General features: G+C 70.7%; 24 protein-coding genes and 1 pseudogene. 8 read left to right on the top strand and 17 right to left on the bottom strand.

The window, feature by feature from the left end; genetic code table 11:
- The first annotated feature begins 114 nt into the window (after positions 1-114).
- Positions 115-2439 carry a Tex family protein gene (locus AC0IY1_RS22185; protein ID WP_471772449.1) on the top strand — a complete coding sequence of 775 codons (2325 nt, stop codon included), beginning with the start codon at positions 115-117 and terminating at the stop codon, positions 2437-2439.
- A gap of 65 nt (positions 2440-2504) precedes the next feature.
- Here the strand turns inward: AC0IY1_RS22185 and AC0IY1_RS22190 are convergent, their stop codons facing one another.
- From AC0IY1_RS22190 to AC0IY1_RS22215, 6 genes are all read right to left on the bottom strand, one after another.
- On the bottom strand, positions 2505-3065 hold the full coding sequence (locus AC0IY1_RS22190) for a DUF4337 domain-containing protein (protein ID WP_243910365.1): 561 nt from the start codon (positions 3063-3065) through the stop codon (positions 2505-2507).
- Between the two features lie 89 nt (positions 3066-3154).
- A complete protein-coding gene (locus AC0IY1_RS22195) occupies positions 3155-4201 on the bottom strand; it encodes a sulfate/molybdate ABC transporter ATP-binding protein (protein WP_055946692.1) in 1047 nt (348 codons plus the stop codon).
- Positions 4202-4205: 4 nt separating this feature from the next.
- A complete protein-coding gene (gene cysW, locus AC0IY1_RS22200; RefSeq protein ID WP_055946695.1) occupies positions 4206-5090 on the bottom strand; it encodes a sulfate ABC transporter permease subunit CysW in 885 nt (294 codons plus the stop codon).
- Positions 5083-5892, bottom strand: coding sequence for a sulfate ABC transporter permease subunit CysT (cysT, locus tag AC0IY1_RS22205; protein ID WP_471772451.1), 810 nt, complete (start codon positions 5890-5892; stop codon positions 5083-5085). The genes cysW and cysT overlap by 8 nt, the downstream gene beginning before the upstream one ends.
- 79 nt (positions 5893-5971) lie before the next feature.
- The gene (locus AC0IY1_RS22210; RefSeq protein WP_471772453.1) at positions 5972-7018 is read right to left on the bottom strand and encodes a sulfate ABC transporter substrate-binding protein; all 1047 of its coding nucleotides are present in this window, start codon (positions 7016-7018) and stop codon (positions 5972-5974) included.
- A gap of 787 nt (positions 7019-7805) precedes the next feature.
- Positions 7806-7994 (bottom strand): hypothetical protein, encoded by a 189-nt coding sequence (locus tag AC0IY1_RS22215; protein ID WP_471772455.1) that lies wholly within the window; start codon positions 7992-7994, stop codon positions 7806-7808.
- A 391-nt stretch (positions 7995-8385) separates the two neighbouring features.
- Here AC0IY1_RS22215 and AC0IY1_RS22220 point away from each other — a divergent pair, with 391 nt between their 5' ends.
- Complete coding sequence (locus AC0IY1_RS22220) at positions 8386-8613, top strand: hypothetical protein (RefSeq protein WP_082487457.1); 228 nt, start codon at positions 8386-8388, stop codon at positions 8611-8613.
- A gap of 123 nt (positions 8614-8736) precedes the next feature.
- On the opposite strand, the gene AC0IY1_RS22225 is transcribed toward AC0IY1_RS22220, so the two are convergent.
- The 4 genes from AC0IY1_RS22225 to zapE form a co-directional block, all read right to left on the bottom strand.
- Positions 8737-9012: a hypothetical protein gene (locus tag AC0IY1_RS22225; RefSeq protein ID WP_471772458.1), complete on the bottom strand. Its 276-nt coding sequence runs from the start codon at positions 9010-9012 to the stop codon at positions 8737-8739.
- Between the two features lie 430 nt (positions 9013-9442).
- Positions 9443-11800 carry a xanthine dehydrogenase family protein molybdopterin-binding subunit gene (locus tag AC0IY1_RS22230; protein WP_471772460.1) on the bottom strand — a complete coding sequence of 786 codons (2358 nt, stop codon included), beginning with the start codon at positions 11798-11800 and terminating at the stop codon, positions 9443-9445.
- Positions 11797-12294 carry a (2Fe-2S)-binding protein gene (locus AC0IY1_RS22235; RefSeq protein WP_055946710.1) on the bottom strand — a complete coding sequence of 166 codons (498 nt, stop codon included), beginning with the start codon at positions 12292-12294 and terminating at the stop codon, positions 11797-11799. Before AC0IY1_RS22235 ends, AC0IY1_RS22230 begins: the two co-directional genes overlap by 4 nt.
- Before the next feature lie 416 nt (positions 12295-12710).
- Entirely contained in the window at positions 12711-13946 is a 1236-nt protein-coding gene (gene zapE / locus AC0IY1_RS22240; RefSeq protein WP_471772463.1) for a cell division protein ZapE, read from the bottom strand.
- 238 nt (positions 13947-14184) lie between these two features.
- Here zapE and AC0IY1_RS22245 point away from each other — a divergent pair, with 238 nt between their 5' ends.
- The 3 genes from AC0IY1_RS22245 to AC0IY1_RS22255 all read left to right on the top strand — a co-directional run bounded on the left by AC0IY1_RS22245 (position 14185) and on the right by AC0IY1_RS22255 (position 15534).
- Positions 14185-14754: a GNAT family N-acetyltransferase gene (locus AC0IY1_RS22245; protein WP_471772465.1), complete on the top strand. Its 570-nt coding sequence runs from the start codon at positions 14185-14187 to the stop codon at positions 14752-14754.
- A 94-nt stretch (positions 14755-14848) separates the two neighbouring features.
- Positions 14849-15175: a hypothetical protein gene (locus AC0IY1_RS22250; protein ID WP_471772468.1), complete on the top strand. Its 327-nt coding sequence runs from the start codon at positions 14849-14851 to the stop codon at positions 15173-15175.
- 143 nt (positions 15176-15318) lie between these two features.
- Entirely contained in the window at positions 15319-15534 is a 216-nt protein-coding gene (locus tag AC0IY1_RS22255) for a hypothetical protein (protein ID WP_471772470.1), read from the top strand.
- 7 nt (positions 15535-15541) lie between these two features.
- Here AC0IY1_RS22255 and AC0IY1_RS22260 read toward each other — a convergent pair whose 3' ends face one another.
- From AC0IY1_RS22260 to AC0IY1_RS22270, 3 genes are all read right to left on the bottom strand, one after another.
- The gene (locus AC0IY1_RS22260; RefSeq protein WP_055946719.1) at positions 15542-16219 is read right to left on the bottom strand and encodes a polyamine aminopropyltransferase; all 678 of its coding nucleotides are present in this window, start codon (positions 16217-16219) and stop codon (positions 15542-15544) included.
- Positions 16220-16343: 124 nt separating this feature from the next.
- Complete coding sequence (locus tag AC0IY1_RS22265; RefSeq protein WP_055946723.1) at positions 16344-18017, bottom strand: formate--tetrahydrofolate ligase; 1674 nt, start codon at positions 18015-18017, stop codon at positions 16344-16346.
- A gap of 229 nt (positions 18018-18246) precedes the next feature.
- Positions 18247-18468 carry a heavy-metal-associated domain-containing protein gene (locus AC0IY1_RS22270; protein ID WP_056218669.1) on the bottom strand — a complete coding sequence of 74 codons (222 nt, stop codon included), beginning with the start codon at positions 18466-18468 and terminating at the stop codon, positions 18247-18249.
- 245 nt (positions 18469-18713) lie between these two features.
- Here AC0IY1_RS22270 and AC0IY1_RS22275 point away from each other — a divergent pair, with 245 nt between their 5' ends.
- Both AC0IY1_RS22275 and AC0IY1_RS22280 read left to right on the top strand, forming a co-directional pair.
- A complete protein-coding gene (locus tag AC0IY1_RS22275; protein WP_471772472.1) occupies positions 18714-20183 on the top strand; it encodes an EAL domain-containing protein in 1470 nt (489 codons plus the stop codon).
- Positions 20184-20270: 87 nt separating this feature from the next.
- Positions 20271-21185 carry a TIGR01459 family HAD-type hydrolase gene (locus AC0IY1_RS22280; protein ID WP_471772474.1) on the top strand — a complete coding sequence of 305 codons (915 nt, stop codon included), beginning with the start codon at positions 20271-20273 and terminating at the stop codon, positions 21183-21185.
- Here the strand turns inward: AC0IY1_RS22280 and AC0IY1_RS22285 are convergent, their stop codons facing one another.
- Positions 21186-21719: a protein phosphatase CheZ gene (locus tag AC0IY1_RS22285; RefSeq protein ID WP_055946735.1), complete on the bottom strand. Its 534-nt coding sequence runs from the start codon at positions 21717-21719 to the stop codon at positions 21186-21188.
- A gap of 49 nt (positions 21720-21768) precedes the next feature.
- Positions 21769-22152, bottom strand: coding sequence for a response regulator (locus AC0IY1_RS22290; RefSeq protein ID WP_018046001.1), 384 nt, complete (start codon positions 22150-22152; stop codon positions 21769-21771).
- 234 nt (positions 22153-22386) lie between these two features.
- On the opposite strand from AC0IY1_RS22290, the gene AC0IY1_RS22295 reads away from it, so the two are divergent.
- Positions 22387-23571 (top strand): aminotransferase class I/II-fold pyridoxal phosphate-dependent enzyme, encoded by a 1185-nt coding sequence (locus tag AC0IY1_RS22295; protein WP_471772477.1) that lies wholly within the window; start codon positions 22387-22389, stop codon positions 23569-23571.
- Between the two features lie 10 nt (positions 23572-23581).
- Here the strand turns inward: AC0IY1_RS22295 and AC0IY1_RS22300 are convergent, their stop codons facing one another.
- Positions 23582-23839: a hypothetical protein gene (locus tag AC0IY1_RS22300; protein WP_471772480.1), complete on the bottom strand. Its 258-nt coding sequence runs from the start codon at positions 23837-23839 to the stop codon at positions 23582-23584.
- 530 nt (positions 23840-24369) lie between these two features.
- Positions 24370-24851 (bottom strand): annotated as a pseudogene (locus tag AC0IY1_RS22305) (acyl-[ACP]--phospholipid O-acyltransferase); the annotation flags it as partial.

Below are 24851 nucleotides of genomic sequence, written 5' to 3' on the forward strand. Positions count from 1 at the left end.
GTGTCCGTGCCCGTCGGACCCGCAGCACCGCTCCGCGCCGGGTTTTCCGCGGCGCCGGGTTTGACCGCCCGGCGGGCGGCCCTGTAGACACCCGGCCCCACCCGGAGACGCCCCATGGCCGCCATCAACACGAGTCTCGCCGCCGAACTCGGCGTCGCGGAATGGCAGGTGAAGGCCGCGGTCGACCTGCTCGACGGCGGCGCGACGGTGCCGTTCATCGCGCGCTACCGCAAGGAGGTCACCGGCACCCTCGACGACGCGCAGCTGCGCACCCTGGAGGAGCGCCTCGCCTACCTGCGGGACCTGGAGGAGCGCCGGGCCGCCGTGCTGCAGGCGATCGAGGCCCAGGGCAAGCTCGAGGCCGGGCTGAAGGCCCGCATCCTCGCCGCCGACACCAAGGCCCGGCTGGAAGACCTCTACCTGCCCTTCAAGGTGAAGCGCCGGACGAAGGCGCAGGTCGCCCGCGAGGCCGGCCTCGATCCCCTCGCCGAGGCCCTTCTCACCCGGCCGGACCAAGCCCCCGAGGGGGCCGCCCGGGCCTACGTGGATGCGGGCAAGGGCGTCGCCGACGTCGAGGCCGCCCTGGAGGGCGCGCGTGCCATCCTGATCGAGCGCTTCAGCGAGGACCCGGAGCTGGTGGGCTCCCTCCGCGAGAGCGGCTGGCAGCGCGGCCGGATGGTCGCTACGGTAAAGCCCGGCAAGGCCGCGTCCGGCGAGAAGTTCTCGGATTACTTCGACTTCTCGGAAGCCCTCGCGAAGCTGCCCTCGCACCGCATCCTGGCCCTGTTCCGGGGCGAGAAGGAGGAGGTGCTCGACCTCGCCATCGCCGATGCGCTGGGCGACGCGCCGGCCAAGGGACAGCCCGGATCGCAGGAGCTGCGCATCGCCAAGACCTTCGGCATCCGCGACCAGGGGCGGCCGGGCGACGCCTTCCTGACGGAGACGGTCCGGCGCGCCTGGCGCACCCGCCTGAAGCCCGCCCTCGATACGGACCTGCGGGCGCGCCTCTGGGCGGCGGCCGAGGCCGGCGCGGTCACGGTCTTCGCCGGCAACCTGCGCGACCTCCTGCTCGCGGCCCCGGCGGGCGCGCGGCCGACCCTCGGGCTCGACCCGGGCTTCCGCACCGGCGTGAAGGTCGCGGTGGTCGACGCCACCGGCAAGGTGGTGGCCACCGACACGATCTACCCGCACGAGCCGCGCCGCGACTGGAACGGGGCCCTGATCGCTCTCGCCAAGCTCTGCCGGGCCCATGGCGTGGAGCTCGTCGCCATCGGCAACGGCACCGCCTCGCGGGAGACCGACAGGCTCGCCGCCGAGCTGATCGCCAAGCAGCCCGAGCTGACGCTCACCAAGGTGATGGTCTCCGAGGCCGGCGCCTCGGTCTACTCGGCCTCGGCCTATGCCAGCGCGGAGCTGCCCGAGCTCGACGTCTCGATCCGCGGCGCGGTCTCCATCGCGCGGCGCCTGCAGGACCCGCTGGCCGAGCTCGTCAAGATCGAGCCGAAGGCGATCGGCGTCGGCCAGTACCAGCACGATCTGGCCGAGGGGAAGCTCGCGCGCTCCCTCGACGCGGTGGTGGAGGATTGCGTGAACGGCGTCGGGGTCGACGTGAACACCGCCTCGGCGCCGCTGCTGGCCCGGGTCTCGGGCCTGACCGCGCGGGTCGCTTCGAACATCATCGTGCACCGGGACGCCCACGGCCCGTTCCGCAGCCGCACCAGCCTGAAGAAAGTGGCGGGGCTCGGGCCCAAGGCCTACGAGCTCGCCGCCGGCTTCCTGCGCATCCGCGACGGAAGCGATCCCCTCGATGCCTCGGGCGTGCACCCGGAGGCCTACCCGGTGGTGCGCCGGATCCTCGCCGCCACCGGCCAGCCGATCCAGGCGCTGATCGGCAATACCGGTGCCCTGCGCAGCCTGGACCCCAAGACCTTCACCGACGCCACCTTCGGCCTGCCCACCGTCACCGACATCCTGTCGGAGCTGGAGAAGCCGGGCCGCGATCCGCGCCCGGCCTTCCGGACCGCGACCTTCCAGGAGGGGGTCGAGAAGATCTCCGATCTGAAGCCCGGCATGCGCCTCGAGGGCGTAGTCACCAACGTGGCCGCCTTCGGCGCCTTCGTGGATGTCGGGGTTCACCAGGACGGGCTGGTGCACATCTCGATGCTGGCCGACCGCTTCGTCAAGGACCCGCGCGAGGTGGTGAAGCCGGGCGACGTCGTGCAGGTGCGCGTGGTGGAGGTCGATCCGAACCGCAAGCGCATCGCCCTGACGATGCGCTCGGACGAGGCCGGCGCGCCGCGTCCCGCCGCCCGCCGCGAGGCGCCGGCCGCTCCGCCTGCGAGACCGGCCCCGCGCGCGACGCCGGCGCCCGAGGCGGGCGGCGCCATGGCGGAGGCCCTGCGGCGTGCGGCCCTCGCCAAGGGGATGCCGAAGCGCTGAGCGCCCGGCCGGCTCTCCAGGCAGAGTCTTCCCGGCCCCCGCGGCGCGCGACCGGGCGCGAGGCCTCAGTGGAAGAACGGCAGGGTGTGCGGGGCGTAGAGGCCGAAGCCGAGGAGAGCGAGCCCGGCAACACCCAGGAGCCCGCCGCCGACCACCAGGGCGAAGATGCCGGTGATGACCTCCGCCGAGGCGAGCACGATGCCGATCTGGAAGGCGGCCGAGGCGAACTCGTAATGGTGGTAGCGGTGCAGGGCGAGGTCGCGCACCTCCTGCGAGTGCCGCGCCTTCTCGGCCAGTTCCTTGCGCCCCTCGCCGGTGGCGGGCTCGCTGTCCCAGCGGGCCATGGTCTTGGCCCACTCGGCGCGCTTGGCCTTCACGGCCTCGGAATTCGCGACCTCCGGCGGCAGCAGCGCCAGGGTCTCGTCGGCGGTCTTGAGGACGGTGCCCCGGATGGTGCGGGCCTGGAAGTAGGCCCATTGGTTGGACGCCTCGACGTTGGCCCCGAGGGCGTCGGTCTGGGCGCCCTTGGCCAGGGTCTCGGCCAGCGCCAGGAACAGCGCCAACACCGAGATCAGCAGCGCCACGCGCTTGTTCGAACTGCCGCCCGCCCCGTGACCACCCGACATGCTGCCTCCTCCTGATTTGGACGGCGGCAGTCACACCCGATCGCGTCGGCGAGCGCAAGACGCTTTCCCGTCAGTCGGGAACCACCGCCCTAATTCGGAAACACGTGGCCGCCGATGATCCGCAGACCCACGGGGCTGCCGGCGGCGAAGCGGTTGGTGTCGGCGGCCTCCACCACCACGGTCCTGCCCTCGGGCCGGTCGACCTCGATGCGCTGGCGCCCCTGCGTCCGGTAGGACGAGCGCACGACGCCCTGGAGATGGGCCTGGTCGCCCTCCGCGAACTGGAGCTGCCAGGGGCGGGCATAGAGCTTGACCGGACCGACGAGCCCCTCGGGGGCCCGCACGGGGGTCAGGCGGCCGTCGACGCGGACCTCGCCGCCTTGCGCGATCGCCTCGACCTCGATGGTGTCGCCGAGGAACTTCAGCACGGTGGCGGAGACCGGCGCCTCCTGCACCTCGTCCGGGGTGCCGACCTGCTCCAGGCGCCCCTTGTCCAGCACCGCGACCCGGTCGGAGAGCTCCAGGGCCTCGTCCTGGTCGTGGGTGACGAAGATCGTGGTCTGGCCGGTGCGGTCGTGGATCTCGCGCAGCCAGCGGCGCAGGTCCTTGCGCACCTGGGCGTCGAGGGCGCCGAAGGGCTCGTCGAGCAGCAGGACCCGGGGCTCCACCGCGAGCGCCCGGGCCAGGGCGATGCGCTGGCGCTGGCCACCCGAGAGCTGACTCGGATAGCGGTCGGCGAAGCCGGAGAGCTTGATGAGGTCGAGGAGATCGCCGACCCGGCGCCTGATCTCGGCCTTGGCCGGGCGCTCGGAGCGTTTCCGGGCGTTGAGCCCGTAGGCGATGTTCTCGGCCACGCTCATGTGCTTGAACAGGGCGTAGTGCTGGAACACGAAGCCCACCGCGCGCTGCTGCACCGGGAGCCGGGTCGCATCCTCGGCCCCGAACACGATGCGGCCCGCATCGGGGAAATCGAGGCCGGCGATGATGCGCAGCAGCGTGGTCTTGCCCGAGCCCGACGGGCCGAGCAGCGCGAGCAGCTCGCCCGCCCGCACGTCGAGGGAGAAATCGTGCAGAACCGCGGCCGTGTCGAAGGTCTTCGACAGCGCCTCGACGCGGATGGCGGTGGAGCCGCCCATCCGCTCAGTGGCCCCGGGCGCCCGCGGCGATCTCGTCGGCGTAGCGCCATTCGAGGAGGGATTTGACGCAGAGGGTGACGAGGGCGAGGCCGGCCAGGAGGGAGGCGACGGCGAAAGCGGCAACGAAGTTGTACTCATTGTAGAGAATCTCCACGTGGAGCGGCAGCGTGTTGGTGAGGCCCCGGATGTGGCCCGAGACCACCGAGACCGCGCCGAACTCGCCCATCGCGCGGGCATTGCAGAGGAGCACGCTGTAGAGGAGGCCCCAGCGGATGTTGGGCAGCGTCACCGTCCGGAAGGCGTGCCAGCCGGACGCCCCGAGGGTCAGCGCCGCCTCCTCCTCCGCCGTGCCCTGCTCCTGCATCAGCGGGATGAGCTGGCGGGCGACGAACGGGAAGGTGACGAAGATGGTCGCCAGCACGATGCCGGGCACCGCGAAGATGACCTGGATGTCGTGGGCCAGCAGCCAGGGGCCGAGCAGCCCCTGCGCCCCGAAGACCAGCACGTAGATCAGGCCCGAGACCACCGGCGAGACCGAGAACGGCAGGTCGATCAGGGTGACGAGCAGGTTCTTGCCCCAGAACTCGAACTTGGCGATGGCCCAGGAGGCCATGATCCCGAAGACCAGGTTGAAGGGCACTGCGATGGCGGCCGTCAGCAGCGTCAGCCGGATCGCCGCGTGGGCATCGGCCTCCGTGAAGGCGGCGAGGTAGGCGGCAAAGCCCTTGGCGAAGGCCTGGGCGAACACGGTGAGCAGCGGCAGCACCAGGAACAGCGCCAGGAACAGGATCGCGATCCCGATCAGCAGCCAGCGGATCCAGCGGCCTTCCGTGACGACGCTGGCCGGGCGGGCCTCGGCCGGGGCGACGGGGGCGAAGGTCTCAGACATAGCCGAATCTCCGCCGGCTCCAGGCCTGGATCAGGTTGATGGCGAGCAGGGTGAGGAACGAGATGCCGAGCATGAGCGTGGCGATGGCGCAGGCGCCGCCGTAATCGTACTCGGACAGCTTGATGACGATGAGGAGCGGCGCGATCTCGGAGACGTAGGGCAGGTTGCCGGCGATGAAGATGATCGAGCCGTACTCGCCGACCCCGCGGGCGAAGGCGAGGGCGAAGCCGGTGAGCACCGCGGGGATCAGCGGCGGCAGCACCACCCGCACCAGGGTGTGGACGCGTCCCGCCCCGAGGGTGGCGGAGGCCTCCTCGATCTCCTTGTCGATCTCGGCGATCAGCGGCTGCACGGTGCGCACCGCGAAGGGCAGGCCGATGAACACCATGGCGATGTAGATGCCCACGGGTGTGTAGGCGGCCTCGATGCCGATCCGCGCCAGCTGCGCGCCCACGAGGCCGTTGGGGGCGTAGAGGGCGGCCAGCGCGATGCCGGCCACGGCGGTGGGAAGCGCGAAGGGCAGGTCCACCACCGCATCGACGATCTTGCGGCCGGGAAAGCGGTAGCGCGTCAGCACCCAGGCGATGAGGAAGCCGAACACCGAGGCGGTCAGCGCCGCCACCAGGGAGACGCCGAAGCTGACGCGCAGCGCGCTGGCGACCCGCGGATCGGTGGCGACCTCCCAGATCCCCGCGAGGCCGAGGCCCGAGGCGCGCGTCACCAGGGCGGCCAGCGGCAGCAGCACGATCAGGCCGAGGCAGGTCAGGGTGTAGCCGAAGGCGAGCCCGAAACCGGGGATCACGCTCGGGCGGGGCCATGGGGGTGTCCTGCTCAGGTCTCGGCCCCTTCCCCAGCGGGAAGGGGCGGGGAGGGCGGCTGCGTCAGCGCCCCGCCTTGCTCAGCTGGTCGAACAGGCCCCCGTTGTCGAAATTCTTCTTCTGGATCTCGTCCCAGTCGCCCTGCAGGTCCTCGATCTTGAACAGCTTCAGCTCGGGAAGCTGGGCCAGATCCTCGGGCTTGGCCGCCGCGCGGTTGAGCGGGCGGTAATGGTGCTTGGCGAAGATGGCCTGCGCCTGGTCGGAATAGAGGAACTGAAGATAAGCCTCGGCCTGTTTGCGGGTTCCCTTCTTGTCGACGTTGACGTCGACCAGGGCGACCGGCGGCTCGGCGTAGATGGAGGTCGGCGGCACGACCACATCGAACTTGTCGCGGCCGAACTCCTCGAACACGAGGTAGGCCTCGTTCTCCCAGGTCGGCAGCACGTCGCCGAGGCCGCGTTGCGCGAAGGTTACGGTGGAGCCGCGGGCACCGGTGTCGAGGACCGGGACGTTCTTGTAGACCGCCCCCACGAAGGCATTGGCCTTGTCGGCGTCCTTGCCCTCCCGCTCGTAGGCGTAGCCCCAGGCCGCGAGGAAGTTCCAGCGTCCCCCGGCGGAGGTCTTCGGGTTGGGGGTGATGACCTTGACGTCGGGCTTCACGAGGTCGCCCCAGTCCTTCACGCCCTTCGGGTTGCCCTTGCGTACGAGGAACACCACGGTCGAGGTGTAGGGCAGGCCCTGGTTCGGCAGCTTCGTCCGCCAATCCGGGACGATCTTCTTCGAGATCCGGCTGATCGCGTCGATGTCGGAGGGGATGCCGAGGGTCACCACATCGGCCGGAATGCCGTCGATCACCGTGCGGGCCTGCGAGCCCGAGCCGCCATGGGCGGCACGCACGGTCAGGGTCTCGCCGGTCTTGGCCTTCCACGCCTCGGAGAAGGCCGCGTTGATCTCGCGATAGAGCTCCCGGGTCGGATCGTACGAGACGTTGAGGAGCTCGGTCTGGGCGCAGGCGAGCGGGGGCGCGAGCAGGGCCGCGGCGAGGCCGGCGCCGAGCAGGGCCGCATGGCGGCGGGTGCGTCCGGTGGTCCGGGAAGTGGTCTCGCTCACGGGGATCTCCGAATCTAGCTCGCGCAGCCGGAGCGAAGGCTTCCGCATCGCGACCCCGGCGACGCTGGTTTCGTTCGTTTTAACGAACATTGTCAAGCGTCAGGACTGAATCGGATAAGGTAACACGAGCCCCTTCGTTCCCGCGATATGGCCTGATCGAGAACGCTTTATACGATGTGGAGAACAGGATGCTCCCGCGGTTCCCGGCGAGAGAAGAACCTGCTGAGCCTGCGGGGGTTCTATAGAAAGGACATTCCGTTCAATCGTGGGATCCCATCCTGTGTTCAGCGCATGGGCGTGGCGATGGGAGGCGATCGCCACGACCGTTCGCCTCCACTGCACCCGGCCGGACCCTCGGGCTCACCCCGGAGGGCGGATGTCCGATGCCCGCCGCTTCAAGGCTGCGAACGAGAGCCGACAAGCGCGGCCGAGACCACGCCGATCAGCCCCGCAGGCGGGAGCCCCGGGGCATCGACGGCCGCTTGGCGGCCGATGAAAATGTCAGTGTGGCCGAGGACGGGGACGCGCCGGCCTCAGGCTGCGGCGCGCGACGTCCGGACGCTCAATCCGCCGCGACGGCGATGAGCGAGAACAGAGACGCCAGCAGGATGTTGCCGACGACGACGAGGGCGAGCGTGATCATGGAACTGCTTCATGTGAGAGCACGGCGGAGTGCGCGGGCTCATCGGATCAACGCACCACTAGCGATCCCAGCGTGAACCGTCCGTGAATTCACGCACATGCCTGGGAAACATCCGGAAACGCGGTAAACGGGTCACACCGCGGGCTAGCGCTTCCCCTTGCCCAGCCGGGCGAGCAGCGCTTCGAGCCGCGCGCCCGGCGGGTCGGCCAGGATGTCGGCGTAGAAGGTGCGGAGGGTGTGTCCGAGATGGCGGCGGACGCTGGGGCCGAGCGTCGGCGCGGCAGGCCGCGCGGCATCGGCAGCGGACGAATATTCGCTTCGGGTCTTGGGCATGAGTCGGACCCTGGCCTCCGCATCCCGCGCGCGGCACGAGGCAGGGCGGGCGAAGCGTGACCGTGCCACCGATCGGTTAAGGATAAGCTGACGCCCTGACGGGCGCTGTCCGCCGACGCCCCAGGGCGACGGGCCCTATCAAAGGTTGTCAAGCGCATAGGATCAAATCACCGGGCTAAAAAAAACCTCGGCGCGCGCCGCTCGGCGGAAATGGCGATCGGACAAAGACTTGGCCGTTCGACGGCGGCTCGGGTCGATGCTGAAACGGCTAACGCATGGTTTCCGGTGATGGACGAATCCGTACGGATTCGCTTACAACATCCAAGCTCACGGCGCCGCAGAGTGGTTGTTTCTCGAACTCCCGCAACCAATAACGGGAATTATATCCGGCATGCAGAATATTACCATTACTGATCGAGAACGTGATGCTGTATTAGCTGCGCTTCGCTATTATCAATTCTATCGTTTGCAGGGCCACCCCTTCAGCCCGCATCAAGATCACTTGATCGATGCTATTGCGAGCGATTCCGGCGAAGCTCTTGATCTTGCAGAGATTGATGATCTCTGCGCCGGCCTGAACGGTAACGACCACGCGCTCGCGGCCGTCACCAGCGCCTGACATCCGACAGGCAGGTGGGGCGGACACCGTCGCCGCCCCCGATGCACCCGATCCATCAGACCCGCGCCGGCCCCTGTTGACGGGGCCAGCGCTTCCCCCGAGCCGATGGCCGGGGCCCGCGCCTCAGGGCGCGCTGTCGACCTGCTTCTGCGCCCGATCGACCGCTTCGCCGCAGGCCTTGGCATCGCCCTTCTTGTCGGCGGTGCGCGCTTCGTCGAGGGCCACCTTCGCCTGCATCGCCTTGTCGCCGCCCTTTCCGGCCTCCGCCGACTTTTCCGGGGGGGCTGCCTCGGCCGAGGCGCTGCCGCCGCTTCCGGTGATGCCCTGACCGCCGCGCGCGCTCGCCGCCGCCTTGCCGCTGGTATTGGCGGAGATCGCCTCTTTGGCCAGATCCTTCACCGGTCCTTCGAGCTTGGCGATGCGATCGCTGCAGGGAGAGGCGAAAGCGGGCGCTGCACCCGCCACGAGGAGACCGGCGGCGAGACACCCGGCAACGGGCCCTGGGAAACGCATCATCGATTGCTGTCCTTGATTCGGAAGGTGGAATCGGCCCGACCCGGGCCGCCTCCGTCGGAGGGTCAACCCACGGGAGCGAGGCAGGGCTCCCTGCGCGGGTCGTGAAAACCGTCGGCGGGAAAACACGGTTCGCCACGGGAGACCGGATCGGCGCGAACGCGCGCCGGCGGTCGGACACCTTCGAGCCCTGTCGGCCTCTGCCCTGCCGACAGGCGGCCGGATCCGATGGGGCCGGATATGAATCGGGGCGCAGGACGGCACGAAACCGTCCTGCGCCCCGAACCCTCCCGGGACCCGGGAGGGCGATGCCGGATCAGGCGCTCAGCTGATCGCGAATCGGCAGCTGCCGGATGCGCCGGCCGGTGGCGGCGAAGATCGCGTTGGCGATCGCCGGGGCCACGGGCGGAACGCCGGGTTCGCCGACGCCCCCGAGGGGACGGCTGTAGTCCGGGTTCGGCAGCAGGTGGACGTGGATCTCCTTCGGCGCCGCATCGATGCGGGTGATCTCGTAGCCGTCGAAGTTGTTCTGCTGCGCGCGTCCGTCCTTGAAGGTGATCTCGGCCGAGAGCGCGAGGCCCATGCCCATGACGACCGCGCCCTCCATCTGCGAACGGATCCGCTCCGGGTTGACCTGCGGTCCGCAATCGATGGCGATGTCGACGCGCTTGACCTGCACCTCGCCCTTGGGACCGACCGCCACTTCCGCCGCCACCGCCGTGTGGGTGACGAAGCTGTAGTGGCCGGCGATCCCGAGGCCGGTGCCCTTCTCCATCTTGCGACCCCAGCCGATGCCCTTGGCCGCCGCCTCGATCACGCGGCGCAGGCGCCCCGTGTCGATCGGGTAGCGCGCGGGGTCCTCGCCGTAGTTCCAGACGTCGCTGATGCTGGTCGGGTCGATCAGCCGGTCAGGGCCGATCAGCGCGAGCAGGTACTCCTTCGGGTCCTTGCCCGCCGCGTGGGCGAGCTCGGACACGAAGGACTGGATCGCGAAGGCATGCGGGATGTTCGAGACCGAGCGGAACCAGCCGATGCGCACGTGGGCATCCGCCGCCGGGTTCTCGAGACGGATGTTGGGCACGGCGAACGGCGTGTTGGTCAGGCCCATGCCGAGCTCGAACGGCAGCTCGTGCTTCGGGTCGGGGGCGAAGATCGACCCGATGGTGGGCGCCGCCGAGCGGTGCAGCCAGGCGACCGGCATGCCCTTGTCGTCGAGCCCGGCCTCCAGGCGCTCCACCGATATGGTGTGGTAGTAGCCGTGATGCAGGTCGTCGTCGCGGGTCCAGATCAGCTTGACGGGCGCGCCGTCCACCGCCTGGCTGCAGAGGGCGGCCTCCAGCACGTAGTCGGGCTTGGACTTGCGGCCGAAGCCACCGCCCAGCAGCGTCACGTTCACCCGCACCTTGTCGGCGGGCAGGTTCAGCTTCTTGGCGAGGCGGTCATGGGTCGCCTGGGGCGCCTGGGTACAGGCCCAGGCTTCGCAGAACCCGTCCTTGATCCGTACCGTGGCAGCCGGCGGCTCCATCGGGGCCTGGACGAGGTGGGGCACGAAGTACTCGGCCTCGAGCTTCGTCTTGGCCTTGGCCATGGCGCCGGCGACGTCGCCCTGGTCGCGCACGACCTTGCCGGGCGCGCGCGCCGCCTTCTCCAGCTCGCCCCGGAAAGCCACGGAGTCGTAGCCGGCATTCGGGCCGTCATCCCAGGTGATCTTGAGGGCCTCGCGGGCCTTCATCGCCGCCCAGGTGTTCTTGGCCACCACGGCGACGCCGCCGATGGGCTGGAACTCGGAGGGAATCTCGGGCGCGTCGATCTTGAAGATCTTGACGACGCCGGCGACCTTCTGGGCCTCGGTGTCGTCGAAGCTCACGACCTTGCCGCCGTAGACGGGGGGACGGGCGACGAGGGCGTAGAGCATTCCGTCGAGGCGGGTGTCGATGCCGTACATCGCCTTGCCGACGGTGAAGTCGTGATTGTCGATGAGGCCGATCTTGCCCTTGCCGATGTAGCGGAAGGCATCCTGCTTCTTCAGCGTGACGCTCTCGCGGGCCGGCACCGGGAGCTCGGCGGCGGCGGCCGCAACCTCGCCGTAGCCGAGGCTGCGCTTCGACTTGGCGTGGGTGACGACGTGGTTCTCGGCCTTCACCTCCCCGGCGGGCACGCCCCACTGCTTGGCGGCGGCCTGGACCAGCATGGCGCGGGCCGCGGCGCCGGCGTGGCGCAGGTGCGGGAAGAAGTGGCGGAGCGACCGCGAGCCGTCGGTGTCCTGGTTGCCGAAGCGGGCCTCGTCACCCCAGGCCTGGGCGACCTTCACCTTCGACCAGTCGGCGTCGAGCTCATCGGCCACCACCAGGGCGACCGAGGTGCGCACGCCCTGACCCATCTCGGAGCGATGGCAGGTCACCGTCACGGTGCCGTCCGCGGCGATGGCGACGAAGACCTTCGGGTCGTCCTGCCAGCCATGCGGCATGGCATCGGCGCCGTACTTCTTGGGCTCGTCCTTCTTTTCCTCGGCCCGGGCCGGATCGCGCCAGGAGAGGGCGAGCACGAGGGCGCCCATGCCGCCGAGCATGGCGCGGCGGCTGACATTGGCGAGCGCGCTCGGCGCGGTCTGATCGGTTTCGGTTCCGGCCGGCGAGGTGGCGCGGTCCGCCATGGTCTGAGCTTCGTGGATCACAGGCGCTCTCCCTTGTTCGCGGCAGGCTTCTGGCCGGCACCGGACGGTTGACCGGCGGCCTGATGGATCGCGGCGCGGATGCGCGGGTAGGTGCCGCAACGGCACAGGTTCCCGCTCATGGCCTCGTCGATCTGCGCGTCGGTGGGCTTCGGGGTATCGGTGAGGAGGGAGGCGGCCTGCATCATCTGCCCGCACTGGCAGTAGCCGCACTGCGCCACGTTCAGGTCGCGCCAGGCGACCTGAACCGGATGGTTGCCGTCGGGGGACAGGCCCTCGATGGTGACGACGGCCTGACCCTCGGCGGCCGAGACGGGGGTGACGCAGCCGCGCACGGCCGTGCCGCCCACATGGATGGTGCAGGCGCCGCAGAGGGCCTGTCCGCAGCCGAACTTGGTTCCGGTGAGCCCGACCTCGTCGCGCAGGTACCACAGCAGCGGCATATCGGGATCGCCGTCGAAGCTGCGTTCAGCTCCGTTCACGGTCAGTTTGATCATCGGTGTATCCTGTCATGGATCAGGCCACGGGCCGGTGGGGATCGGCGTCACGCCAATCCATCAACCGTCGGGAAGCCGTCAGGGTCACATGTCGGGCGTCGAGGGCGTGAGCCGCCCCCCGGAAGGGTCCTGAGATGCGGCGGCGGATCCGGCCTCTCCGATCGGGAGAGCCGTCGCAGCGCACGAAGCCCCCACGCCCCGCACCTCGGAATGAATCCAATTAAACGTCGGGCCTGTTGCGGCGCAACCGGAGGCTGGCCCCGTCATCCGTCCCCGGAGCGGCGATCCGGCCTCCATGTGCCGTTGCGCACGGTGCGGTGCCGAGCGGGTGATCCGGATAGCAGCGGCGCGCGTTGTTTTTGCCGGCTCTCACACAATTCCCACCCGTCGACGCGCGGCCGGCTCGGCCTTCGCCCTCAGGTCTCCACCAAGCCGGCGCTCGACCCGCTCGCGCCGGAATCACCGGCCCCGTGCGGCAGGGCGAGGTATTCCGACGAGCGCATCTCGATCAGGCGGGAGACCGTGCGGTCGAATTCGAAGGCCTCGCGCCCTTCGGTGGCGGTGTAGAGGTCGTGGGGCTCCGCCGCGGCCGAGGCGACCAGCTTCACGTGGGCGTCGTAGAGCGTGTCCACCAGGGTGATGAAGCGCTTGGCCTCGTTGCGGTTGTCCGGGCCCATCACGGGAATGTCCGAGACGATCACCGTGTGGAAGGCGCGGGCCACCGCCATGTAGTCCGAGGCGCCGAGTGGCTGGGCGCAGAGGTCGGCGAAGCTGAAGCGGGCAACGCCGCCGGTTTCCTCGGGCACGGACACGTCGTGCCCCTTCACCCGCAGGGTCGCGGGCCGGCCCCTGGCCTTGCCGGTGAGGCCCTTGAAGGCGGCCGCGAGGGCCGCCGCCGCCGTGGCGTCCGCAGGCACGTGATAGACCGAGGCCCCCCCGAGCTTCTCCAGCCGGAAATCGGTGCGGGAATCGAGGCGCAGCACCGCCACCCGCTCCTGCAGTTCGGCGATGAAGGGCAGGAACAGGGCGCGGTTCAGGCCGCCCTCGTAGAGCCGGTCGGGCTCGACGTTGGAGGTCGCCACCACGGTGACGCCGCGCTTGAACAGGGCGCCGAACAGCCGGCCGAGGATCATCGCATCGGCGATATCGGTGACGGTGAACTCGTCGAAGCAGAGCAGCGTCGCCTCGTCCGCGAGGGCATCGGCCACCACCGGGATCGGGTCGTCGCCCTTGGCGGTGCCGGCCTTCAGGGCTTGGCGATGGGCGTGGATGCGCTCGTGCGCATCGGCGAGGAAGCCGTGGAAATGCACCCGGCGCTTCGGCTCGGGGGCGGCCTCGTGGAAGAGGTCCATCAGCATGGTCTTCCCGCGTCCCACCGAACCCCAGATGTAGAGCCCCTTCGGCGGCGTCGCGGCATCGTCCCGGCGGCCGAACAGCCAGCCGAGGGCGCTGCCCTTGCGGGCGCGCTTGCGGCGGCCGAGCTCCAGCACCAAGCGGTCGAGGGCGCGCACCAGATGGATCTGCGCCGGGTCGCGCTCGATGGCCGCGGTGCGCACCAGGGCCTCGTAGCGGTCGGAGACCGGGCCGGGGGACACGGCGCCGGCCTTGGCCTGGCTCGACGGCTCCAGGCCCGAGGAGGAGGAGGCGTTCACGGTGTGGGCGACCTGTTCGCGGAGGGAGGGGATCGGGCAGCCGGCGGGTCTGCCGGTCTGACGCGGCCACCCCGCAGGATCAAGCCCCGGACCCGGTTCCGGCGCCGGACGCGCGGCAGCCCGTCGCTTTGCTGCATTGCACAACCGTGGCAGCGATGCCAGATCTGATCCGCCTTGAGGGAGGCTACGCCCGGACCCGGCGCGCGCTGCGCGCCCCGAAACCGGAGACCGGCACCCGATGCCCGATACGCATCCGACCCTTCAACCGATCCTCCGCCGCCTGTGGCCCAACGATGGCCCGGCGGTGGAATCCTACTTCCTGCGGCTCGACCCGGAGACCCGGGCCAACCGCTTCATGGGCGCGCTGAGCGATGCGGCCGCCGTCGCCTATGCGCGCAACGCCCTGAACGCCGAGGGCCTGATGTTCGGCAGCTTCGTCGACGGCGCGCTGCGGGGGCTCGGCGAGTTGCGTCCCGCCTCCGTCCCGCCGCCCGGCTTCGTCCTCGGTACGGAGGCGGAGGCCGCCTTCGCGGTGGAGAAGGCCTATCGTCGCAACGGCCTCGGCCAGGCGCTGTTCCGGCGGATCGCCGCCGCGGCCCGCAACCGCGGCGTACGGGACCTGCACGTGCGCTGCCTGGCCTGGAACCGGCCCATGCGGGGCCTCGCCACCAAGGTCGGCGCGGACCTGCACATCAGCGGCGGCGAGGCGGACGGCGCCCTGCATCTGGCCCGGCCGACCCCCGTCTCCCTGTGGCAGGAGGGCGTCACCGAGGCGGTGGATTTCACCCTTGCCCTCACGGCGGCGTGAGTTCGGCTTTGCCGCGCCGGGTCCGGAGGCTATCGTCCCCGGTATGACGCCGCCCGGACGGGTTCCTCCCCTCCGGCTCCGGCCAGGGGGCAGCATGACGGACGTTTCACGGCGGAGCCTGTCCGTCCTCTTCGCCTGCGCGGTCCTTCTCCCGGTTTCGACGCAGGCCCAAGTTTCGGCCCAGGCCCGTCCCGATACCCGAGCGATGACCTGCGCCGAAGCGTCGGCCCTGGTGGCCCGGGCCGGCGCCATCGTACTGAGTACGGGGCCGGCGACCTACGCGCGCTTCGTGCGCGACGGCGGGTTCTGCCCGCTGCCGGAAACCACCCAGCCGTCCTGGGAGACGACCCGGGACGATCCCAAGTGCTTCGTCGGCTATACCTGTCGCGACAAGTTCAACGAGGGTCAGGGGCGGGACTGAGAGCCGGGGGCATTCCGTCTCCCTGAGCCAACCCGCGCAGGCGCTCACGGCCAAGCTGCCTTGTTGCCGCCCCGCCCACTGCCGATGGTCGCGGCCGGGACCCGCCCCAGGAGAGGACGGGCTCGCCGACGAGGGGCCGCAGCATGGACCGGACCGAGATCACCCAGAACACCCGCCCGCTGGGCCGGCCGGCCGAAGCGCGCCTCGAGCGCTCCGTGGCCGATGCCCTGCGCATCATCAGGGCTGCCTGCGACGAGCGAAACGAAGCCCCCGTCAAGGCCGCCCGACGCCAGCTCGCGGAAATCTACGGCGCCACCCGGCTCAGCCGGCAGCGCGAGCGCCGAGGCGCCTCCGTCTGAGGTCCCGTCACCGGGCGGGTCGCTCGGCGAGCCAGATGGTGTGGCGCGCCCCGCGCGCGCGCCCGGCCCGCACGCCGACCGCCTCCACCCGGAAGCCCCCTCGCGCCAGGCGCTGCGTGAAGGCCGGATCCGGATGGGCCGACCACACCGCCAGCACCCCGCCGGGGCGCAGGGCGGCCCGTGCGGCGGCGAGGCCGGCGGCATCGTAGAGCCGGTCGTTGGCACGGCGCGTCAGGCCGTCCGGGCCGTTGTCGACGTCGAGCAGGATCGCGTCGTAGGCGCCGCGCCCGGCACGGATCACCGCGGCGACGTCCGCCACCCGCGCCTCGGCGCGCGGGTCCGACAGCGCCTCGGAGGAGAGGCCCGCCAGGGGGCCGCGGCCCCAATCCAGAACCGCCGGCACGAGCTCGGCCAGCACGATCCGGGCCTCGGCGGGCAGGGCGTCGAGGGCGGCCCGGAGGGTGAAGCCCATACCGTAGCCGCCGATCAGCCAGCAGGCCTTCGCCCGGGACCCGAGCCGCGCGGCGGTCAGGGTCGCCAGCGCCTCCTCGGAGCCGCTGAGCCGGCTGTTCATCAGCTCGTTGTGGCCGAGCTGGATCGAGAACTCGGTGCCCCGCTGAAGCAGGCGCAGGGAGTCCGACCCGCCCGGCACGGGCGCGGTGTCGAGGACGGTCCAGGGGATCACGATGGGGACTGGCCGGTGGGGGGGATCATGCGACCTCGGCTAGCACGGGTCGACGATCGGATCACGCGACACCGCGACGCCGACCCTCCCCCCGCGCACGGCGCGGGGGGAGGGTTCGTGCGGGCTAGAACAGCCCTTCGATCTGCCCGTTGGCGTCGAGGTGGATGCCCTCCGAGGCCGGGACCCTGGGCAGGCCCGGCATGGTCATGATCTCACCGCAGATCACCACGACGAAGCCGGCGCCCGCCGAGAGCCGCACGTCGCGCACCGCGATGAGGTGGCCCGAGGGCGCGCCCATCAGGTTCGGGTCGGTGGAGAACGAGTACTGCGTCTTGGCCATGCACACGGGCAGGTGGCCGTAGCCGTCCTTCTCGAACTGGGCGAGCTTGGTGGCGGCCTTCGACTCCACCTGGATGTCGCCCGCGCCGTAGAGCTTGGTGGCGATGGCGAGGATCTTGTCGGTGAGCTTGGTCTCGGTCTCGTAGACGTAGTTCAGGGGCTTCTGCTCGCCGTTGGCGAGCTTCACCACCGCATGGGCGAGGTCCTCGGCGCCGGCGCCGCCCTCCGCCCAGTGCTTGCAGGTGATGGCCTCGACCTGGAGCTTGTCGCGGCAGAGCTCCTTCAGCTTGGCATGCTCGGCATCGGTGTCGGCGTAGAAGTGGTTGACGCCGACGACGACGGGCAGGCCGAAGCTGCGCACGTTGGCGACGTGGCGCGCCAGGTTCGCGAAGCCCTTCTCCAGGGCGTCGAGGTTCTCGGATCCGAGCTCCTTCTTCGAGACGCCGCCATGCATCTTGAGGGCACGTACGGTGGCGACGATGACCACCGCGGAGGGCTTCAGGCCGGCCTGGCGACACTTGATGTCGATGAACTTCTCCGCGCCGAGATCGGCGCCGAAGCCGGCCTCCGTGACCACGTAGTCGCCGAGCTTGAGGCCCGCGCGGGTGGCGATCACCGAGTTGCAGCCATGGGCGATGTTGGCGAAGGGGCCACCGTGGATGAGGGCCGGGTTGCCCTCCAGGGTCTGGACGAGGTTGGGCTGCAGGGCGTCCTTCAGGAGCACCGTCATGGCGCCCGTGGCCTTGACGTCCTTGAGCGTCACCGGCTTGCGGTCGCGGGTCTCGGCGATGACGATGCGGCCGAGGCGGGCCTCGAGGTCGTCCAGGTCCTTGGCGAGGCAGAACACCGCCATGACCTCGGAGGCCACGGTGATGTCGAAGCCGTCCTCACGGGGGAAGCCGTTGGCGACGCCGCCGAGGGACTGGGTGATGGCGCGCAGGGCCCGGTCGTTCATGTCGACGACCCGGCGCCAGTGGATGCGGCGCACGTCGATGTTCAGCTCGTTGGCCCAGTAGACGTGATTGTCGATGAGGGCGGCCGCCAGGCTGTGCGCGGAGGTGATGGCGTGGAAGTCGCCGGTGAAGTGCAGGTTGATCTGCTCCATGGGCACGACCTGGGCCTTGCCGCCGCCGGCCGCGCCGCCCTTCATGCCGAAGCAGGGACCCAGCGAGGGCTCGCGCAGGCACATCACGGTCTTCTGGCCGATGCGGTTGAGCGCGTCGCCGAGGCCGACCGTGGTGGTGGTCTTGCCCTCGCCGGCCGGCGTCGGGCTGATCGCCGTCACGAGCACGAGCTTCCCTTCGGGCTTGGTCTCGAGCGACTTGATGAAGGCGTGGTCGATCTTGGCGATATGCTTGCCATAGTGGTGCAGCGCGTCGTCCGGGATGCCGATCTTGGCGGCGACCTCGGTGATCGGCTGGAGCGTGGCCGCGCGCGCGATCTCGATATCTGAGGGCATTGGTGCGTTTCTCCCGGATTGTTCTTGCGCGGTCGGGTCCGGCGGGGCCGCATTCCGTCCGCTGGCGTTCGTCGTTCGCCGCCAGGACCGGATCCGCCGACGTTGGGCCGTGCGGATCGGCCGAGCGGCCACGCATCATCGATCGCATCAGTTTGCGTGATGGGACAAGCAAAAGCGCGTCGGAAATTTTGAATTTGCAGGCAAAAATTTGTTTGGGGTCAGACCTGTGTCAGCCCGTCATGGCACTCGCCGTGTATCCGGCCTCGTTCAGCGCTTCGGCGATGCTCAAGGCCTGAGCCGTGGTCGTCACCGCAACGCGCCCGTGATCGAGGTCGACCGCGACCTTGGCCTCGGGGTCGAGGCGCTGGATGGCCCGGCACACCGCCGCGGCGCAGCCGTCGCAGGTCATGCCCTCCACCTGCATCAGGAGGTCCGATGGCGTCGCGTCCATGAGGTTCGCTCCGGGCTTCTCGTTCCGCGGGGCGCATTGTGGCGCCTCGCGACGCCGATGCAAGCGGCACGGCGCGCGCGGTGCGAGACGACCCGGAACCACAAGTCACAGTTCGGGAAAATCCGTTTGCAGGGCCGTCCGGTGGCTTGTGGGCCGGGAGCGTCTCGGCAACAAAAGAACGCCGGACCGGCCGCGGCCGGACCGGCATCCGTGTTTCCCTGTCGTTTCGAGGATCGAAGACTCCGATGGCCCGGATCATCGGCCGGCGTACGAGCCTGTGGGCCTGCGGTCTGCTCGCGCTCTGCCTTCTCGGGCCGCTCGCGGTCTTCTCTCCGCTCGGAGCGAGCCTCGGGCTTGCCGGCCTCGGGCTCGTGGCGGCCCTCGTCGCCCATCGCCGCGCGGGCACGCTGACCGCCCGCTGCGAGAAGCTGTCGGGCGAGGTCGACGTGCTGTCGCAGCGACTCGTCCGGCTGGAGACGGTCACCCGCGCCCTGGCCGAGCAACAGGTCCGGGCCGTCGATGCGGGCCTTCCCGCGAGCGCACCCGGCCCGGACCCCCGCGACCTCAGCGCCGGGATCGAGGAGGTCACGGCCGAGATCGGCCTCCTCAGCGGCATCGTCCGGGAACTCGCGGCGGTGGTCGCGGCGCAGGATGGCGAGATCGCCGGCCTCAAGGCCGTGCCCGCCCCGATCGTTCCGCTCGTCGCCTCTCCGCTCCGCCCCGCAGCGCGGGTCACCGCTCCGGAGCCTGAAATTCGGCCTGAAATTCGCCCCGAGCCGCGCTTCGACGGGCCGCCCCTCCGGCGCACCGATTCGCCTCCGGCCGCGCCCTGGACACCGCGGGCCCTCGGCCGGGCCGAGGCCCCGGTGCGCGACCCCGCCCGCGACGCGGCCCTGATCGCGGCCTTCGACGCCGCCGGCCTCGAGGTCCACCTCCAGCCCATCGTGTCTCTGCCTCAGCGCAAGGTGGTGTCCTACGAGGCGATGGCGCGCCTGCGCCTGGCCGGCGAGACCCTGTTGCCGGAGGCGTTCGTGCCGGTGCTGGAGCGCCACGGGCGCACCACCGACCTCGACCGCCGGATGCTCCAGCGCGTCGCCACCGTCGCCCAACACTTGGCCGGGCGGGGCAGCCAGGCGGCGGTGGCCTACGGCCTGTCGCCGCGTTCCCTGTTCGAGCCGGGCTTCCTGCGCTCGCTCGGGCGCCTCGTCGAAGGGGCGCCGGACCTGTCGGGCCGGGTCATGCTGGCCCTGCCCCAGGTGAGCTGGCGCAACCTCGACGCGGAGCAGGCGGGCGCGCTGGCCGACCTGCGCGGACCCATCGGCTTCATCCTGGACCGGCCCCTCGACCTGCGCCTCGATCCCCTGGCCCTCGCCGACCGCGGCGTCGCGCAGGTGAAGGTCCCGGCCGATCTGCTGCTGCGCCCGGATTCGCGCCAGGCCATGCCCGACATCGCGCTGGAGGACCTCGTCGCCTCCCTGGCGCGGGCCGGCATCCGCCTCGTCGCCGAGGGCGTGGAGCACGAAACCGACGTGCCCGACCTCATCGAGCTCGATGTGCCCCTGGCCCAGGGCAGCGTGTTCGCGCCTGCCCGGGTGGTGCGCGCCGAGGTCCTCCAGGCGGCCCCGGCTGCGTCCGAGCCGACTCCGCCGAACGAGGATCCGGAGCCGCCGCCCCAGCGCCGCCCGTTCCGCGACTTCCTGCGTCGGGCCGGCTGACACCCGCGCGGCGTTGCATTTTCCGGAGGTCCCGCCTAACCGGGCGGCGCTCCTGAAACGCCCGCTCGTCAGCTCGAGGCCCGCCGCATGCCCGATACGCCCGCACGTCCCGGCTCGTCCGGGCCCGTCCCCACCCTGGACGGCTTCGCGACGATCGCCGCGGACTACGATCTCATCCTGTGCGACGTCTGGGGCGTGCTGCACGACGGCACCAACGCGCATCCGGGCGCCAGCGACGCCCTGACGCGATTTCGCGCCCTTCCGGAGCAGGGGCGGCCCCGCCGGGTGATCTTGGTCTCGAACGCGCCGCGTCCCTGGGCCGGGGTGCAGGCGATCCTCGACGGGTTCGGCGTGCCCCGGGGCGCCTACGACGCGATCCTGACCTCGGGCGACCTGACGCGCAGCCTGATCGGCGCCCATCCGGGCGAGCGCCTGTATCATCTCGGACCGGAGCGCGACGCCACGATCTTCGACGGCCTCGACGTGACTCTGGTCGACATGGTGCAGGCCGAGCGCGTCATCTGCACCGGCCTGTTCGACGATACCTGCGAGACTGCCGAGGATTACCGCGGGACGCTGGAGGCGATGCGGGCCCGGGACGTGCCGATGATCTGCGCCAATCCCGACCTCGTGGTCGAGCGCCGGGGCGAACTCATTCCCTGCGCCGGGCTGATCGCGGAGGCCTACGCGGCCCTGGGCGGTGCGGTGACCTATGCGGGCAAGCCCCATCGCCCCGTCTACGAGGCGGCGCTGGCGCTGGCGGGCGGCCTCGACGACCGTGCGCCGCCGGAGCCCGCCCGGGTCCTCGCCATTGGAGACGCGCTGCGCACCGACATCGCCGGGGCGACGGCCTTCGGGATTCCGAGCCTGCTGGTGGCGCGCGGCATCCACGCCGAGGAGCTCGGCGTTTCGACGGCCCACGCGACGCTCGGAGACATTGCGGACTGGCTCGACCGCCAGGCGGTCCGGCCCGACGCGGTGATCGAGCGCCTGGTCTGGTGATCAGGCGAAGAGGGCGTCGATCTCGTCCTGGGCGACGGCCGGGCCGTGCAGCTGCGGACCGTTGAGGATGAGGAGTTCCTTGCGGACCCGGCGCTCCACCTCCTCGGGATCGATGCCGCCCTCGTCCTTGGCCTTGACGGCGCTGGCGAAGCGCGAGAGCCGGCTCTCGAGCTGGCGCAGGGCCTCCACGACCTTGGCGATGCGCTGCCCGGTGATATCCTGGAAGGTGCAGGCCTCGAAGATGTCGTTCATGCGCGCCTCGACGGTGGCGCGGTAATTCTTGTCGTCCGGCAGGCCGAGGATCTCCTCGGCCGTGTTCATGATGGAATTCGTGGCCCCCGCGGTGGCGGCCACCACGCTGCCGAGCTCCTCGTGCGCCATCGGCAGGCGATCCCGCGTGAGCTCGTTGGCCCGCAGCGCGGCGATCTCGTTGCGCAGGTGAGCGATGTAATCCGCGATCTCAACCAATTCACGGATCAAGGACGGCTTATCCGGCGCGGGATTCACGTTCCGCGCCTGCTTGGCGAGTGCCATGGGCTCCCGGCTCCCCGATTCGGTGTTCCTGGGCTGCGTTTCGGATCGATCAGGCGCCGCAGACGGCTTCGATCTTGCTCTTCAGGGTGGCGGCGTTGAACGGCTTGACGATGTAGTTGTTCACGCCGGCCTTCTTGGCCGCGATGACGTTCTCGGTCTTCGACTCGGCGGTGACCATGATGAACGGGGTGGTGCGCAGGGCCTCGTCGGCGCGGACGTGGCGCAGCAGCTCGTAGCCCGTCATCGGCTCCATGTTCCAGTCGGAGATCACGAGGCCGTACTTGCGGTTCTTGAGCCGGGCGAGGGCAGCGGTCCCGTCGGAGGCGTCGTCGACCTCCTCGAAGCCGAGCTGCTTCAGAAGGTTGCGGATGATACGGACCATCGTCTGATAATCGTCGACGACGAGGATCGGCATGCCGAGATCGAGGGCCATGGGTCGGTGTGCTCCGTCAGGGGAGGGCCCGTGCCTGGGCACGGCCCTCCGGGAATGGGCCGGAGCGCCAAGGTTTGGGCGCCCCTTGGCGATGAAACTACGCAGCTTCGCATTGCGAAGCGGTTAACTGCCCACGCGGCCCACCTTGTCTTGACTTCAGGAATGTTCGGACGTGGCGGGGATGGACCCCCTTCGCCTTGACAAGGCTGCCGCGCTCGCCCCCATGCGGGTGCCATGTCCTTCGCGCCGCCCCTGCCCGACACCGCCGATTCCGCACCGTCCAGCCTCGACGCTTTCGCCCGGCAGGCCCTGGACGACCTCGATGCGCGCGCCCTGCGCCGCCGCCTCATCGACACCGCGCGCGGCCCCGGTCCGATCGCGCGGCGGGACGGCCGGACGCTGATCTCGTTCTCGTGCAACGACTATCTCGGTCTCTCCGACGATCCCCGCGTGATCGCCGCCGGGCAGGAGGCGCTGGCGCGCTACGGCGCCGGCGCCGGCGCCTCCCGCCTCGTCACCGGCAATCATCCGGTCCTCGCTGCCCTGGAGGCGCGGCTCGCCGCGCACAAGGGCAAGGACGCGGCCCTCGTCTTCGGCAGCGGGTACATGGCCAATCTCGGCATCGTGCCTGCCCTGGTCGGCGCCCAGGACCTCGTCCTGGTGGACGCCCTCGGCCATTCCTGCCTGTTCGCGGGGGCGCAGGTCTCGGGTGCGACGATGCTGCGCTTCCGCCACAACGATGTCGGGCACCTGCGGGACATCCTGGCCGCCCGCCGGGCCCGGCACGGACGGGCGCTGATCCTGACCGAGCGGGTCTTCAGCATGGATGGGGACCGCGCGCCTCTCGACGCCATCCTGGAGGTTGCCGCCGCTCATGATGCCTGGACGCTGGTGGACGATGCACACGGCCTCGGCGTGGTGGAGGCGGGCGCCCGTGCCCCCCTGGAGATGGGCACCCTGTCGAAGACCCTCGGCTCGTATGGCGGCTATCTCTGCGCCTCGCGCGAGGTCATCGACCTGATGACCAGCCGGGCCCGTAGCTTCGTCTACACCACCGGTCTCCCGCCCGCCTCGGCGGCCGCCGCCCTGCGTGCCCTGGAGATCGTCGAGGCGGAGCCCGGGCGCGCCGCCCGGCCCCTGGCGCTGGCTCGCCGCTTCACGGCGCGCCTCGGCCTGCCCGCGGCCACCAGCCCGATCGTGCCCGTCCTCGTCGGCGCGGCGGAGGCGGCGCTCGCGCTCTCGGCCGCCCTGGAGGCCCGTGGCTATCTCGTCGTCGCGATCCGCCCGCCCACGGTGCCGGCCGGCACCGCCCGGCTGCGGGTGGCGTTCTCGGCGGCGCACGAGGAGCCTCAGGTCGACGGTCTGGCCGACGCGCTGCGGGCGCTCGGCGTCGGCCCGCAGGTTTCCCCGGAGACCTGACCCGGACGGATCAGGAGTTGGAGCGTGCGCCGCCGGCCTCGTGGTGCCGGTCCTCGAGGCGGTTCGACCGCTCCCGCGCCCGCCGGCGCTGGGCCGAGAAGCCGATCCAGCGGGTGACCAGGGGGCCGCGACGGCGAACGATCGGAGCCGCGTCCCCGGCCTCACCCGTCAGGACGGTCACTTCGGAGTCCGCTGTTCCATCCGCGAGGCGGCTCTCTTCGGGGGGAGCGTCGTGACCGAAGGCTTCGGGATGGGTCTTTTCCGTCACGACGATGAGTCTCCTCCGGGAATCCTGGGTGTTGACGGGGGTGGGGAGAGCCATGCGTGCGCCGGCGCCGGTCCCTGCCGCCGCGTTCGTCGGGCCGGGCCCGTCGCCGAGAGGTCGGAGCTTGCGAATGTCAGCGGTCATCACGCCTGTTGCCATCTGCGCGGGATCCAGCGCGGCGCGCCGCGCGCACCCGTGATCCCATCCCCCTGCGCGGCCCGCCCGTCGGGTCCTGCAGCGTCCGCACCAGCATAAGCAATCCCGCCGCCGGGTTGAGTCGGTTGCTTGGTCTGTGAGTCCATATCTGTTGTCTCGGCGTCCCAAACAGCCGTCCCAGCGACCGTTTGCCGGGCGGTGGGGACACCGTCCGGCCCATGGGGACGCCCGGTCCACGCGGAATCCGGGTCACCGATCCTGCGCTTGGACCCATGGCTTGGACCCATGGCTTGGACCCATGGCCTGGACCCATGCATGCGCGGGCCGATCGGGATTCGTTTCGGGGCGCCGCGGGGCTCTCAGCCCCTGCGGATCCCTCAAGCGGCGGCGGGCGCTTGGCCGGCCGCGCGCTCGTGGGCGAGCTTGACCACGCTGACCTGATCGACCTTGCCGGTTCCGAGCATGGGCACGCGCTCCAGCACCACCACCTCCGCCGGGATGGCGATCTCCGGCACACCCTTGCCCTTGGCGAAGCTCTGGTAGGCGCCGCGGGTCGCGTCCTTGCGTTCGGTGAACAGCACCAGCCGTTCGCCCTTGCGGGCATCCGGCACCGCGGCGACGGCGCTCGGCGCGTCGGGCCACAGCTCGGCCGCGAGGGCCTCGACGCTGGCCAGCGACACCATCTCGCCGGCGATCTTGGCGAAGCGCTTGGCTCGCCCCTTGATGGTGACGAAGCCCTGCGCATCGATGGCGACGATGTCGCCCGTGTCGTGCCAGCCCTCGGGGGGCGCCTCGATGCTGCCGGGGCGCTGGGGCCGAAGGTAGCCCAGCATGATGTTGGGGCCACGCAGGACCAGAC

The organism is Methylobacterium sp. AC690, assembly GCF_979256535.1.

Bases quoted from the DNA above. Each gene is read 5' to 3' on its own strand.
- AC0IY1_RS22185 (WP_471772449.1), top strand. From the start codon at position 115: ATGGCCGCCATCAACACGAGTCTCGCCGCCGAACTCGGCGTCGCGGAA.
- AC0IY1_RS22190 (WP_243910365.1), bottom strand. From the start codon at position 3,065: ATGTCGGGTGGTCACGGGGCGGGCGGCAGTTCGAACAAGCGCGTGGCG.
- AC0IY1_RS22195 (WP_055946692.1), bottom strand. From the start codon at position 4,201: ATGGGCGGCTCCACCGCCATCCGCGTCGAGGCGCTGTCGAAGACCTTC.
- cysW (WP_055946695.1), bottom strand. From the start codon at position 5,090: ATGTCTGAGACCTTCGCCCCCGTCGCCCCGGCCGAGGCCCGCCCGGCC.
- AC0IY1_RS22215 (WP_471772455.1), bottom strand. From the start codon at position 7,994: ATGCCCAAGACCCGAAGCGAATATTCGTCCGCTGCCGATGCCGCGCGG.
- AC0IY1_RS22220 (WP_082487457.1), top strand. From the start codon at position 8,386: ATGCAGAATATTACCATTACTGATCGAGAACGTGATGCTGTATTAGCT.
- AC0IY1_RS22235 (WP_055946710.1), bottom strand. From the start codon at position 12,294: ATGATCAAACTGACCGTGAACGGAGCTGAACGCAGCTTCGACGGCGAT.
- AC0IY1_RS22245 (WP_471772465.1), top strand. From the start codon at position 14,185: ATGCCCGATACGCATCCGACCCTTCAACCGATCCTCCGCCGCCTGTGG.
- AC0IY1_RS22250 (WP_471772468.1), top strand. From the start codon at position 14,849: ATGACGGACGTTTCACGGCGGAGCCTGTCCGTCCTCTTCGCCTGCGCG.
- AC0IY1_RS22255 (WP_471772470.1), top strand. From the start codon at position 15,319: ATGGACCGGACCGAGATCACCCAGAACACCCGCCCGCTGGGCCGGCCG.
- AC0IY1_RS22265 (WP_055946723.1), bottom strand. From the start codon at position 18,017: ATGCCCTCAGATATCGAGATCGCGCGCGCGGCCACGCTCCAGCCGATC.
- AC0IY1_RS22270 (WP_056218669.1), bottom strand. From the start codon at position 18,468: ATGGACGCGACGCCATCGGACCTCCTGATGCAGGTGGAGGGCATGACC.
- AC0IY1_RS22275 (WP_471772472.1), top strand. From the start codon at position 18,714: ATGGCCCGGATCATCGGCCGGCGTACGAGCCTGTGGGCCTGCGGTCTG.
- AC0IY1_RS22280 (WP_471772474.1), top strand. From the start codon at position 20,271: ATGCCCGATACGCCCGCACGTCCCGGCTCGTCCGGGCCCGTCCCCACC.
- AC0IY1_RS22285 (WP_055946735.1), bottom strand. From the start codon at position 21,719: ATGGCACTCGCCAAGCAGGCGCGGAACGTGAATCCCGCGCCGGATAAG.
- AC0IY1_RS22290 (WP_018046001.1), bottom strand. From the start codon at position 22,152: ATGGCCCTCGATCTCGGCATGCCGATCCTCGTCGTCGACGATTATCAG.
- AC0IY1_RS22295 (WP_471772477.1), top strand. From the start codon at position 22,387: ATGTCCTTCGCGCCGCCCCTGCCCGACACCGCCGATTCCGCACCGTCC.